The organism is Luteibacter sp. P4_E6, assembly GCF_056401535.1.
This window is the reverse complement of record NZ_JBFUJE010000082.1, coordinates 1-12,450: the sequence shown is the minus strand read 5'-3', so window position 1 is coordinate 12,450 and position 12,450 is coordinate 1. Positions and strand designations below refer to the sequence as shown.

The window sequence follows — 12,450 nt, the reverse complement described above, 5'->3', positions numbered from 1 at the left end:
CGATGGGGGCTTGTAGCACGCGTTCGCGAAAGCTGTCCATGGGACCAATTCGCCTGCCATGACGAGATATCATGCGGGTTTCGCAAGAGAGCTATCCCATGCCCCATTCGGCTGTCGCCCCTGTCCTGACCATCGACGGCCCCTCGGGCTCCGGCAAGGGCACCATCAGCCGTCTGGTCGCCGAGAAGCTCGGCTGGCACCTGCTCGATTCGGGCGCGCTCTACCGGGCGGTGGGCTATGCGGCGGCCGAGGAGGGCATCGACCTTTCCGATGTCGACGCGGTCACGCGATGCGCCCAGACCGTGAAGATCCGCTTCCGGGCCAGTCCGGACCATAGTGAGACGCACATCCTGGTCAATGGCCACGACGCCACGGACGAGCTGCGTACGGAGACCGCCGGCGCCGCCGCGTCGGCCATCGCGGTGATCCCTTCCGTCCGCCAGGCCCTGGTGGACATGCAGTTGGGCTTTCGCAAGGGTCCTGGCCTGGTTGCCGACGGTCGCGATATGGGGACGGTGATTTTCCCCGATGCCGCCCACAAGGTATTCCTGACCGCCAGTGCCTCCGAGCGTGCGAAAAGACGCTATAAGCAGTTGAAGGATAAGGGTCTGAGCGTTACACTTGCAGGCCTCCAGCGAGAAATCGAGGCGCGCGACGAGCGGGATGCGTCGCGCCCCGTTGCCCCGTTGAAGCCCGCCGAAGGCGCCGTGGTGATCGATACCACCGGCATGCCGATCGAGGTGGTGGTGGCAAAAGTATTCGCCGTGGTGCGTCCGTAAGGCGCATCCGGCACAACGCTCGCGCAGTGTGCGCGGGTTCTTGGCAACGGCACGGGGCGGTCCCATCTGGGATTGCTCGATGTGCCCACAACCGGTGGGTCCCCTGTCCGCACGCGTTAAAGAATGTACGCAGGCGCCGGGTACGACCTTTCATAACCCTGGAATCAACATGACTGAAAGTTTTGCCGAACTGTTTGAACAGAGCCAGCAGGCTATTTCCAAGCTGAAGCCCGGCTCCATCGTCACCGGTATCGTTGTGGAAATCCGCAACGACGTGGTGGTGATCAACGCCGGCCTGAAGAGCGAAGGCATCGTCCCGATCGAGCAGTTCCGGGATGAAGCAGGCGTACTGGAAGTGGAAGTGGGCGACGAGGTCAAGGTCGCGCTCGACGCGCTCGAAGACGGCTTCGGCGAGACCAAGCTCTCCCGTGAGAAGGCCAAGCGTTCGATGGTGTGGGACGACCTCGAGCAGGCGTTCGACAAGGAAGAGACCATCACCGGCAAGATCTCCGGCAAGGTCAAGGGCGGCTTCACGGTCGACATCAAGGACGTCCGCGCATTCCTGCCGGGCTCCCTGGTCGACGTGCGTCCGGTCCGTGACCCGGTTTACCTCGAAGGCAAAGACCTCGAGTTCAAGATCATCAAGCTTGATCGCAAGCGCAACAACGTCGTCGTCAGCCGCCGCGCGGTTGTCGAGACCGAGTTCTCGGAAGAGCGCGAGAAGCTGCTCGAGCGCCTGACGGAAGGTGCGGTCGTGAAGGGTGTCGTCAAGAACCTGACCGATTACGGCGCATTCGTCGACCTCGGCGGCATCGATGGCCTGCTGCACATCACCGACATGGCGTGGAAGCGCGTGCGTCACCCGTCCGAAGTCGTGAACGTTGGCGACGAGCTGGACGTCCGCGTGCTGAAGTACGACCGCGAGCGCAACCGCGTTTCTCTCGGCCTCAAGCAGCTCGGCGACGACCCGTGGGTCGCTATCGCCCGCCGCTATCCGGTCGGCAGCCGTCTGTTCGGCAAGGTCTCCAACGTTACCGATTACGGTTGCTTCGTTGAGATCGAGCCGGGCGTCGAAGGCCTCGTGCACGTTTCGGAAATGGATTGGACCAACAAGAACGTCAACCCGGCCAAGGTCGTACAGGTCGGTGACGAGACGGAAGTCATGGTCCTCGACGTGGATGAAGAGCGTCGTCGTATCTCCCTCGGTATCAAGCAGACCCGCTCGAACCCGTGGGAAGCGTTTGCCGCCATGCACAAGAAGGGCGACAAGGTTTCCGGTCAGATCAAGTCGATCACCGATTTCGGTATCTTCATCGGTCTGGACGGCGGCATCGATGGTCTCGTCCACCTGTCCGACATCTCCTGGCAGGCCTCGGGTGAAGACCTCGTCCGCAACTTCAAGAAGGGCGACGAAGTTGAAGCCGTGGTTCTCGCGGTCGATCCGGAGCGTGAGCGCATCTCCCTCGGCATCAAGCAGATGGAGCAGGATCCGTTCGGTCAGTTCATGGCCTCGAATCCGCGCGGCACGATCCTCAACGGTACCGTCCGCGAAGTCGACGCCAAGGGTGCGGTGATCGATCTCGGCGAAGGTGTCGAGGGTTACATCCGTGCGAACGACATCGCCAAGGAACGCGTCGACGACGCCACGCAGTACCTGAAGGTTGGCGACGCCGTCGAGGCGAAGTTCACCGGCATGGACCGCAAGGGCCGTCAGCTGCAGCTTTCCATCCGCGCCAAGGACGAGGAAGACGTGGCCGATGCCATGGCTGACTACGCTTCGGCCGCTGGTGGCACGACCAAGCTCGGTGCGCTCCTCAAAGAGCAGATGAACAAGGCCGACTAACCGTCGGGCGAGGGGCGGTTCGCCGCCCCTCGCTTCAGCTAAAAACAGGGGACCCATGACAAAGTCGGAATTGATCGAGGCGCTGGCGCGGCGCCAGACCCACCTTGCCTTTAGCGATGTGGAACTAGCCGTCAAGAGCGTGCTCGAACAGATGAGCCAGGCCCTTTCCACGGGTGAGCGCATCGAGATTCGTGGGTTCGGAAGCTTTGCGCTGCACTTCCGTCCACCGCGCATGGGGCGCAACCCCAAGACCGGTGAGGCGGTTGCCCTTCCGGGCAAGCACGTACCGCATTTCAAACCTGGCAAGGAACTACGCGAACGCGTAAACCTGGCCGAGGAAGACGCCGCGCTTTGACGCGGCGTTTTTTTGCTGACGAGCCCGGCTTACGCCGGGCTTTTTTTAATTGTGGGAGCCGATTCATCGGCGATCCCGCGGCAGCGGGCACGCTCGACGCAACCTTCAGTCGCGCGGCGAGCACCTATCGCCGATGAATCGGCTCCCACATAGAGCACATCCCAAGGGGGTCGGCGAACCTGTACAGATCGCCAACCGCGGCGCACCATCGTGTTCAGGATTCGGGTACAGTCGCGGCTATGCGCCTCATTACCATCCTCTTTCTTCTGTTGTTCGTCGCCGCCGGTATCGTCTTCGGCGCGCTGAATGCCGATCTCGTGCCGTTCGACCTCGGCTTTGCCCGATTGTCCCTGCCCAAGGGTGGAGCGATGCTCGCGGCGGTCCTGGTGGGTTGGGTCCTCGGCGGCATCACCGCCTGGCTCGGCACCTCCTTCGCACAACGGCGCAAGCGCCGTGGCGAGCGCAGCGATCGCAAGGTAGCCAACGCGACGACCGCATGAATCCGATCTGGTTGCTGGCGCTCGTTCCCCCGCTGGCCTTTGCCTGCGGTTGGTGGTTGGCTCGCCGTACGCACGCGCGGCGTTCGGGCGAACAGGTCAACGCACTCTCATCCGACTACTTCCGTGGCCTGAACTACCTTCTCAACGAGGAGCAGGACAAGGCGCTGGAGGTGTTCCTGCGTCTGGCTGAGTACAACCGCGATACCGTCGAGACCCACCTCGCGCTGGGTAACCTCTTTCGCAAGCGAGGCGAAGTGGACCGCGCCATTCGCCTGCACCAGCACCTGGTCTCGCGCCAGGGCCTGTCCGACGAAATGAAGACGGTCGCCTTGCTCGAGTTGGGCGAAGACTACATGCGCGCCGGTCTGCTGGATCGCGCGGAGACGCTCTTTTCCGACCTCGTGGCCATGGATGCACTGGCGCCTTCTGCCCTGCGTCACCTGATTTCGATCTACCAGCACGAGCGCGAATGGCATAAGGCCATCGATCACGCACGACGCCTCGAAGCCATGACCAGCGAGGACGAGTCCGCGATGATCGCGCAGTTCTATTGCGAGCTGGCCGAGCAGTCGCGACAGCACGGCGCACGCACCGAGGCGCGCGATTACATGCGCGAGGCGTTTGCCTGTCAGCAGGAATGCGTGCGCGCGCACATGATCGCGGGGCGCCTCTCGTTCGAAGACGACGACATGATGGCGGCGATCGAGTCGTACGAATCGGCTATTGCTGCCGACATCGCCTTCGTGCCGGAAATCCTCCCCCCGCTTTTGAACTGCTACGCGCGTTCCCAGCAGATGGACCGCGCCGAGACCTTCCTGCGCGAGATCATGGAGCGCTATCACGGCATCTCCCCCGTGCTGGCACTGACCCGGCTCTACGAGGGTAGGGACGGCGAGCGGACGGCTATCGACTTCCTCACCGGTCAGCTGCGTAAGCGCCCGTCGGTGCGCGGACTGATGGCGCTGATCGACGCCACGATGGACAAGGTGTCGGGTGAGGCCCGCGAGAATTACCTGATCCTGCGCGACCTGACCCGCAAGCTGCTCGAAGGGCAGGCCATGTATCGCTGCAGCCGCTGCGGCTTCGGTGCCAAGGCCCATCACTGGCAGTGCCCAAGCTGCAAGAACTGGGGCACCGTGCGGCCAATCCATGGCGTCGCCAACGAATGACGCCCGAGCTCGCGAGTCCCTCGTTCCTGATCGTCGGCGGCGCCGTACTGTCTTTCATTGTTTCCGTTGCCAGCGTGCGCATGGCCATTGCTTACGCGGAGCGACGGGGGATGCTGGACGCTCCGGGGCGACGTCGTTCGCACAGCATGCCGACGCCTCGCGGCGGTGGCATCGGTATCGTGCTGGGTGCGCTGGTGGGTATGCCTTCTGCGCTGCTGCTTCTTCCAGTCTCACCAGGAGCTGCGACGACGGCTGCCTTCAGTCTCGCAGTCATGGCGGTGGCTGCCATCGGCTGGCTGGACGACCACGGCTCGCTGCCGATCCGGCCCCGGCTGGTGATCCAGCTCGCCGCGACGCTCCTGCTATGCGTCGCGGTGGCCTCGGGCACCTCGAGCCTGCTATGGGCGATCCCGCTGCTGGTCGCCGGGGTCTGGTGCATCAACCTGCACAATTTCATGGATGGGATCGACGGCCTGGCGGCACAACAAGCCATGTTCTTCGGTGCCGGCTACGCCGCCCTGGCGTGGTCTGCAGGTAGCCRGGCCCTCGCCGGTGCAGGGCTGGCGCTCGCCGCGGCAGCCTCCGGCTTCTGGTGGTTCAATCGCTCGCCGGCCCGGATTTTCATGGGTGACGTCGGGAGTGCCACCCTTGGCCTGATCGTATTCGCACTTTCGGCGATGGCGTGGGCCTATCGTACGAACTTGCTGTGGCCAGCACTGATTTTCTCGTCAGCCTTCGTCGTCGACGCGACCTTGACGTTGCTCGTGCGAATGCTGCGCGGTGCGCGCTGGTACACTCCGCATCGCGAGCATCTGTACCAATGGCTCGTGAGGCGGGGTGCAACGCACCGAAGGGTAGCCCTGGGCTACTTCGCATGGAACGTGCTCGTCTGCGTTCCTGTCGCATGGATCGCGTTCCGCTGGCCGGCGGCTGCGCCCGTGTGTTTCGGGGCAACCTACCTGCTAGGGGCAGCAGTCTGGCGTACTGGCAAGCATCATTGCTTGCGTCGAAGGGAGCGACATGTTTCTGCGTAAGTTCATAGGCATCATCCATCCACGTACGGCGGTCGTCGCGCACGACCTCGCCATGGCGGCTCTCGCGTGGTGGATAGCCAAGACGCTCCGCTATGCGCTCATGCCGGACCTCGCGCCGGTAACCTACCTGCCGATGGAATTCCCGATCGTCCTGTTGGTCCAGGGCGCCGTGTTCAACTGGACCGGCCTCTACAAGGGCGTTTGGCGCTTCGCCAGTCTTCCGGATCTCTGGAACATCATTCGCGCGACGGTTATCGGCGCGTTGATCATCGGCCTGGCCATGGTCATGTACGCGCGTCTGGACGGCGTCCCGCGATCGGTGCTGCTGGTCTACCCGGTGGTGTTGGTGGTGCTGCTCGGCCTGCCTCGCCTGAGCTACCGCTTCTGGAAAGACAGCCGCATCGACCTGTTCCAGTCGGCGCCTACCAAACGGGTACTGATCGTCGGCGCGGATCGCGCCGGTGAAGCGCTTTCGCGCGACCTCCGTCGCGACAGCCGCTACAGCGTCATCGGTTTCGTGGACGACAACATGGCCCTGCGTGGTGCGCAGATCGGTGGCATCCCTGTGCTCGGTACGGTGGACCAGCTCGCCGAGCTGTCCAAGGCCGTGGCCGTGCAGATGCTCCTTATCGCCGTGCCCGGTGCTACCACGGCGCAGATGCGTCGTATCGTGGCCTTCTGCGAGAGCACGGGCCTGCCGTTCCGCACCGTGCCGCGCCTGGAAGATGTCGTTGCCGGGCGCGCCCAGTTCAACGAGATCAAGGAAGTGGCTATTGAGGATCTCCTCGGCCGCGACGCCGTGGAACTCGACTGGACAGYAATCCGCGAGAACATCAGCGGTCGCCGCGTGCTCGTCACCGGTGGCGGCGGTTCGATCGGTTCGGAGCTTTGCCGCCAGGTCGCGCGTCTGGGCGCCAGTTCGCTGACCGTCGTCGAGATGTCCGAGTACAACCTGTACCGTATCGGTCAGGAGCTGACCTCGGCCTATCCCGAGCTGATCTTCAACGGCGTACTCGCGGATGCGCGCGAAACGGTCGCGATCAACCGCCTGTTCGAAGAAACGCAGCCGCAGATCGTTTTCCATGCGTCCGCGTACAAGCACGTGCCGATGCTCCAGGGTCAGTTGCGCGAAGCGTTCCGCAACAACGTCATGGGCACGCGCGTGGTCGCCAATGCAGCCGTGCGCTGCGGCGTCGAATCCTTCGTGCTGATTTCCACCGACAAGGCCGTGAATCCGACCTCGGTCATGGGTGCCTGCAAGCGCATGGCGGAAATCTGGTGCCAGAACCTTGCCGCCCACACGCCTACACGTTTCATCACCGTTCGTTTCGGTAATGTGCTCGACTCCGCCGGTTCGGTGGTCCCGCTGTTCCGCCGGCAGATTCGCCAGGGCGGTCCACTGACAATCACCCATCCGGAGATTTCGCGTTACTTCATGACCATTCCCGAAGCCTGCCAGTTGATTCTGCAGGCAGCGAGCCTGGGCAAGGGGGGCGAGATCTTTGCGCTCGACATGGGCGATCCGGTCAAGATCCGCGACCTCGCCGAGCAGATGATCCGTCTTGCCGGCAAGCGTCCGGGTTCCGACATCCAGATCGTCTATACCGGCCTGCGCTCGGGCGAGAAGCTGTTCGAGGAACTGTTCCACCCGTTGGAAAATTACACGAGCACCACCCACGCCAAGATCTTCCAGGCGCAGCATCGCCAGGTATCGTGGGAGATGCTGCAGACCCAGCTGGCTCGCGCCGAAGAGGCCGCGGCCACGTTCGATGAAGAGACCCTGCGTCGCTGCGTGTCGCAACTGCTGCCTTCGTTCCGCTGGAGCGACGCGCAGGCCGACAACGTCGTGCCGCTTCGCCGAAACGAAAACGGAGACATCGCATCATGACCCAACCCCTGCGCAAGGTCGTATTTCCTGTTGCTGGCCTCGGTACGCGCTTTCTCCCGGCGACCAAGGTGGTAGCGAAGGAAATGCTGCCCGTGCTCGACCGTCCGCTCATCCAGTACGCCGTGGACGAAGCCGTCGACGCGGGTGCCGACACGCTGGTGTTCGTCACCAACCGCTACAAGCACGCCATCGCCGATTACTTCGACAAGGCCTACGAGCTGGAAGAGAAGCTGGCGGAAAAGAACAAGGAAGAGCTGCTTTCGATCCTGCGTGGCATCCTTCCGCGCCACGTGCGTTGCGTCTTCGTCACCCAGCCGGAGGCCCTCGGCCTCGGCGACGCCGTTCTGCGCGCTGCGCCGGTGATTGGCGACGAGCGCTTCGGCGTCATGCTTCCGGACGATCTGATCTGGAACAAGGGCAAGGGTGCACTGCGCCAGATGGCCGAAGTGGCGGACAAGTACGACGCTGGCGTCATCGCGGTGGAAGAAGTGCCGGAGAAGGACACCGACAAGTACGGCATCGTCGACGCTACCGAGCAGGTCGACGACCGCTCCACCGTGATCAAGCACATGGTCGAGAAGCCCAAGCCGGCCGACGCGCCGTCCACGCTCGCCGTGGTGGGTCGTTACGTGCTGCCGGGCAATATCTTCGAATACCTGCGTAACACGCGCGAAGGTGCCGGCGGCGAGATCCAGCTGACCGACGCCATCGAAGATCTGCTGAAGGCCAAGGGCAAGGTGCTTGCCTATCGTTTCGAAGGTACGCGCTTCGATTGCGGCAATAAGGCTGGCCTGGTCCGCGCCACCATGGCGATGGCCCTGGAAGATCCGAAGCTGGCGCCGATCGTGCGCGAGTTTGCCAACAAGGCGTAAATCGGCCGCGGTATCGCCGATGAATCGGCATCAAGGGCCCGCATTGTGCGGGCCCTTTTTTATGGTTCTTCGCGGAATGCCGGCGCAGAGTCTTCGGTGCCCACCCTCGCTGCTTGGAGGGTGAGGCGCAGAGCCTTCGGTGCCCACCCTCGCTGCTCAGACACGTCCTCCGCGTTTCGTACCGGAAAGGCCGCTGCGCGGCCGTGTACTTATTTGGCCTACGGCCGCTCCACTTGTGCGGAACTCGCCTCGAGGGTGGGCACCAAGGTCTCCCCGCGAGACGCCCAAGTGTAGAGAGCGATGGCAAAGCCGAGCCCCGGTAATCCGCGAAGAAACGTTTTATCAGCGAACCGGCAGGGTCGGCAGGAACTTCGGTCGCCTGTACGCGTTGGCTTTTTGCTCGACACCATACGCGATCGAGATGAGTGTAGGTTCGCTCCACTTCGCACTAAAGAACACTACCCCGACGGGTAGCTCGTGTGCGAAATCGACGGGCAGGGTGATCGACGGGTAGCCGGCGATCGCCGCGGGCGCCGAGACGCCGCCGACGGTTGGGTCGCCGCTGACGACGTGATCGCCCAGGACCAGGTCGTTGACGAACGCCGGGCCCCAGCTCGGGGCGAGCAGGGCGTCGAGGTGATCCTTCGCCAGCGCCGCGTCGATGCCTTCGGGCCCGGCAAGACGCTGGTTGCGGTCGCGGATCTCGATGTACGTCGGGTCGGTGAGATCGGCCTTCGCCTGTGCCTGCAGGAACAACTCCTGGCCAAACCACGGCATCTCCTTCGCGGCTTCCCGGTCGTTGAACGCGATGAGGTCGGCCAGCGTTTTCATCGGCTGGTCGGGGCGGCCGGCGAGGTAGGCGTTGATGTCGTGCTTGAACTCGTAAAGCAGCACGTCGATCTCGTGCTCGCTGAGCTCCTTCAGATGCGGAATCTCGACGGGGTCGACCACGGTCGCACCCTGCGCTTTGAGGATGGCGATGGTTTTTTCCAACGCGCGATCCGCATTCGGCTCGATGCCACCCAGCTGCCGCACCACGCCGATGCGCTTGCCGCGTAGACCATTCGGGTCGAGGAACTTCGTGTAATCGGTGGCGTGCTTGTCAGCATCTTTCGTTGCCGGGTCGCGTGGATCGCTGCCGGCGATCGCGCTGAGGACCGTCGCGGCGTCGGCGACACTACGTGCCATCGGGCCGGCGGTGTCCTGGCTGTGCGAGATGGGAATGATGCCCGTGCGGCTGACCAGCCCGACCGTCGGTTTGATACCGACGAGGCCTGTCATCGAGGCGGGGCAGATGATCGAGCCGTCGGTCTCGCTGCCGATCGCTACGGTGGCAAGGCCGGCGGCGACCGCCGACCCCGAGCCCGCGCTCGAGCCACAGGCATTGCGGTCGAGCACATAGGGATTGACCGTGAGGCCACCGCGTCCCGTCCAGCCACTGGTGGCGTGGTTGCTGCGCATGTTGGCCCATTCACTCAGGTTGGTCTTGCCGAGGATCACGGCACCCGCCTTGCGCAGCTTCGCTGCGACCGCCGAGTCGTGCGGCGCCGGCTTGCCCACCAGCGCGAGCGAGCCGGCCGTGGTCTGCATGCGGTCGCCCGTATCGATGTTGTCCTTGAGCAGGATGGGGATGCCGGCCAGCGGACCGTTCTTGCCCGCTTTGCGTGCAATGGCCAGGGCGTCCGGGTTGGTTTCCAGCACGGCATTCACCGTCGGCCCCGCCTTGTCGATCGTGGCGATCCGCGAGAGGAAGAGGGTGGTGAGGCCTTCGGGCGTCAGCGTACCCGTGGCATATGCCTGGCGAATCGTCGCAATGGACGCAAAGGCGTCGTCTTCGTTCGCGGTGCGTGCCTGCACGGCGCTCGCGGAAAACGTGACGGTGAGGGCCAGTGTCAGTGCGGCCGGCCTGATCCATACATGCTGCATATGTCTTTTCCCCCTGGCGATGCGATGGCGACTGCGTGCAATCTACCGCATTGCCGTGCGTGGCTATACTGCACGGAAGTCATGCCCGCGCGACTCTTGCCGGGCTTGTCAACGAAACGCCAGGGAGTGCCACATGCGTCGTCTTTTCCGCCGGCTGGTCATTTCCGCCGCCGCGTTCTGCGCCATGCAGGCCATGGCCGCCGAGACGCCGCCGGTGCCCGACACGCTGGTCCAGCGCATCGCCGCCTGCACCAGCTGTCACGGTGAGCACGGGGAAGGTGGCAGCAACGGTTTCAACCCGCGCCTGGCCGGCAAGCCGGCGGGCTACCTGCATCGGCAGATGCAGGACTTCCAGCGCGGTCTGCGGCACTACCCGATCATGGAGTACACGGTCGGCCCGCTCACCGACGATTTCATGCGTGAGATCGCCGAGTACTTCTCCGCGCAAGATGTGCCGTACGCGCTGCACGATGTACCGGCGACATCACCGGCAGCGATGGCGCGTGGCGAGCAACTGGCCACCAAGGGCGATTCCGCCCGCGCCATTCCTCCCTGCATGGCCTGTCACGGCCCGAACCTCACGGGCGTGCAGCCGGACATCCCCGGGCTCGTCGGCCTGCCATACGACTACATCAGCGCCCAGCTGGGTTCCTGGCGCACGAATACGCGAAACACGGTGGCGCCGGACTGCATGAAGACCATCGTCAGTCGCCTTAGCGACGCCGACATCAGCGCGGTCTCGGCCTGGCTCGCCCAGCGTCCCGTACCGGAAAATGCACATGCGGAACCCGAGGGCAGCCTCACGCCCCCACTGCGTTGCGGCGTATTGGGAGGGGGCACATGAAGCCTTTCCTACGTGTGTTCGCTGCATTCGCGCTGGTCTGCACGGCATGGACCGCCAGCGCCGACGACCTCGTCGCGCGGGGTCACTACCTCACGCTCGCCGGCGACTGCGACTCCTGCCACACCGCACGCAACGGTCAGTCGTTCGCGGGCGGACACGTCGTCCCGACCCCGTTCGGTGCGATCACGGCACCCAACCTCACACCCGATCGGGAAACAGGCCTGGGCGGCTGGACGGCCGACGACTTCTATCACGCCATGCACTCGGGCAAGGGGCACGACGGCACGTCGTTGTATCCCGCGTTTCCGTTTACGTCGTACACGAAGGTCACGCGCGCCGACACCGATGCGATCTTCGCGTACCTGAAGAGCCTTCCGCCGGTGAAGCTCGCGCACACGGAGCCGGCCTTGCGCTGGCCGTACAGCATGCGTTCGTTGATGGGATCCTGGCGGTTGCTCTACTTCGACGAGGGCGAGTACCAGCCCGATCCGAAACAATCGGCGTCGTGGAATCGCGGCGCGTACCTCGTGCAGGGGCTCGGGCACTGCAACGAGTGTCACGCCCCGCGCAACACGTTTGGCGCCATGATCACCGATCCCTTCGTCGCCGGCGGCCTTGTACCCGTGCAGAACTGGTACGCGCCCGATCTGTCCATGGGTCCGAACGGCGGGCTGAGTGGCTGGACCGAGGCCGATGTCGTGGCGTTGCTCAAGACCGGACGCTCGCGGAAGGGCACGGCCTTCGGTCCGATGGCCGACGTGGTGATCCGCAGCACGCAGCATCTCGACGACAGTGACCTCGCCGCGATGGCCACGTACCTGAAATCGCTTCCCGAACGTGCACCGCCGCGCCAACACGAATCCGCCGCCGACGCCGCCGATCTCGCGAAGACGGGGCAGAAGGTCTACACGGACCAGTGCGCGGGATGCCATGCGGCCGATGGGCGCGGGAAGGGTGATGCGTATCCGCCGCTGGACGGCAATTCGTCCGTCGTCGAGCCGACCGGGATCAACGCGATTCGTATCGTGTTGTCGGGTGGGTTCGCGCCGGGAACGGCTGGCAATCCGCGTCCTTATTCGATGCCGCCGTTTTCGCAGACCTTGTCGGACGACGATGCGGCGGCGGTCGTGACGTACATACGTCAGGCCTGGTCGAACAAGGCCGCGTCAGTGTCACCCAACGACGTACGCGCCTACCGCTCGATCCCGGGCGGCTGAGCGCGCACGACGTCGGCAAGCTC

At 64.1% G+C, this 12,450-nt stretch carries 10 protein-coding genes and 1 pseudogene; 10 read left to right on the top strand and 1 reads right to left on the bottom strand.

Going from position 1 to position 12,450, the window contains the following annotated elements; genetic code table 11:
• The first annotated feature begins 98 nt into the window (after nucleotides 1–98).
• From cmk to galU, 8 genes and pseudogenes are all read left to right on the top strand, one after another.
• A complete protein-coding gene (gene cmk, locus AC1DT2_RS07710; RefSeq protein ID WP_082878935.1) occupies nucleotides 99–779 on the top strand; it encodes a (d)CMP kinase in 681 nt (226 codons plus the stop codon).
• Between the two features lie 169 nt (nucleotides 780–948).
• A complete protein-coding gene (rpsA, locus tag AC1DT2_RS07705; protein ID WP_046966708.1) occupies nucleotides 949–2,622 on the top strand; it encodes a 30S ribosomal protein S1 in 1,674 nt (557 codons plus the stop codon).
• Between the two features lie 37 nt (nucleotides 2,623–2,659).
• Nucleotides 2,660–2,977 (top strand): annotated as a pseudogene (locus tag AC1DT2_RS07700) (integration host factor subunit beta); the annotation flags it as partial.
• A 239-nt stretch (nucleotides 2,978–3,216) separates the two neighbouring features.
• Entirely contained in the window at nucleotides 3,217–3,477 is a 261-nt protein-coding gene (locus tag AC1DT2_RS07695) for a LapA family protein (RefSeq protein WP_213948154.1), read from the top strand.
• Nucleotides 3,474–4,646 (top strand): lipopolysaccharide assembly protein LapB, encoded by a 1,173-nt coding sequence (gene lapB / locus AC1DT2_RS07690; RefSeq protein ID WP_477295630.1) that lies wholly within the window; start codon nucleotides 3,474–3,476, stop codon nucleotides 4,644–4,646. Before AC1DT2_RS07695 ends, lapB begins: the two co-directional genes overlap by 4 nt.
• Complete coding sequence (locus tag AC1DT2_RS07685; RefSeq protein WP_477295628.1) at nucleotides 4,643–5,680, top strand: MraY family glycosyltransferase; 1,038 nt, start codon at nucleotides 4,643–4,645, stop codon at nucleotides 5,678–5,680. The genes lapB and AC1DT2_RS07685 overlap by 4 nt, the downstream gene beginning before the upstream one ends.
• On the top strand, nucleotides 5,667–7,568 hold the full coding sequence (locus AC1DT2_RS07680) for a polysaccharide biosynthesis protein (protein ID WP_477295626.1): 1,902 nt from the start codon (nucleotides 5,667–5,669) through the stop codon (nucleotides 7,566–7,568). Before AC1DT2_RS07685 ends, AC1DT2_RS07680 begins: the two co-directional genes overlap by 14 nt.
• On the top strand, nucleotides 7,565–8,440 hold the full coding sequence (gene galU, locus AC1DT2_RS07675; protein ID WP_046966714.1) for a UTP--glucose-1-phosphate uridylyltransferase GalU: 876 nt from the start codon (nucleotides 7,565–7,567) through the stop codon (nucleotides 8,438–8,440). Before AC1DT2_RS07680 ends, galU begins: the two co-directional genes overlap by 4 nt.
• A gap of 342 nt (nucleotides 8,441–8,782) precedes the next feature.
• Here the strand turns inward: galU and AC1DT2_RS07670 are convergent, their stop codons facing one another.
• The gene (locus tag AC1DT2_RS07670) at nucleotides 8,783–10,366 is read right to left on the bottom strand and encodes an amidase (protein WP_477295623.1); all 1,584 of its coding nucleotides are present in this window, start codon (nucleotides 10,364–10,366) and stop codon (nucleotides 8,783–8,785) included.
• A gap of 133 nt (nucleotides 10,367–10,499) precedes the next feature.
• On the opposite strand from AC1DT2_RS07670, the gene AC1DT2_RS07665 reads away from it, so the two are divergent.
• Entirely contained in the window at nucleotides 10,500–11,210 is a 711-nt protein-coding gene (locus AC1DT2_RS07665) for a c-type cytochrome (protein WP_477295621.1), read from the top strand.
• Nucleotides 11,207–12,427, top strand: a complete 1,221-nt coding sequence (locus tag AC1DT2_RS07660) for a c-type cytochrome (RefSeq protein ID WP_477295619.1) — start codon at nucleotides 11,207–11,209, stop codon at nucleotides 12,425–12,427. Before AC1DT2_RS07665 ends, AC1DT2_RS07660 begins: the two co-directional genes overlap by 4 nt.
• The last annotated feature ends 23 nt before the right edge of the window (nucleotides 12,428–12,450 follow it).

Coding starts and splice junctions, on each gene's coding strand:
- AC1DT2_RS07695 (WP_213948154.1), top strand. CDS start 3,217: ATGCGCCTCATTACCATCCTCTTTCTTCTGTTGTTCGTCGCCGCCGGT.
- AC1DT2_RS07670 (WP_477295623.1), bottom strand. CDS start 10,366: ATGCAGCATGTATGGATCAGGCCGGCCGCACTGACACTGGCCCTCACC.
- cmk (WP_082878935.1), top strand. CDS start 99: ATGCCCCATTCGGCTGTCGCCCCTGTCCTGACCATCGACGGCCCCTCG.
- AC1DT2_RS07665 (WP_477295621.1), top strand. CDS start 10,500: ATGCGTCGTCTTTTCCGCCGGCTGGTCATTTCCGCCGCCGCGTTCTGC.
- galU (WP_046966714.1), top strand. CDS start 7,565: ATGACCCAACCCCTGCGCAAGGTCGTATTTCCTGTTGCTGGCCTCGGT.
- AC1DT2_RS07660 (WP_477295619.1), top strand. CDS start 11,207: ATGAAGCCTTTCCTACGTGTGTTCGCTGCATTCGCGCTGGTCTGCACG.
- rpsA (WP_046966708.1), top strand. CDS start 949: ATGACTGAAAGTTTTGCCGAACTGTTTGAACAGAGCCAGCAGGCTATT.
- lapB (WP_477295630.1), top strand. CDS start 3,474: ATGAATCCGATCTGGTTGCTGGCGCTCGTTCCCCCGCTGGCCTTTGCC.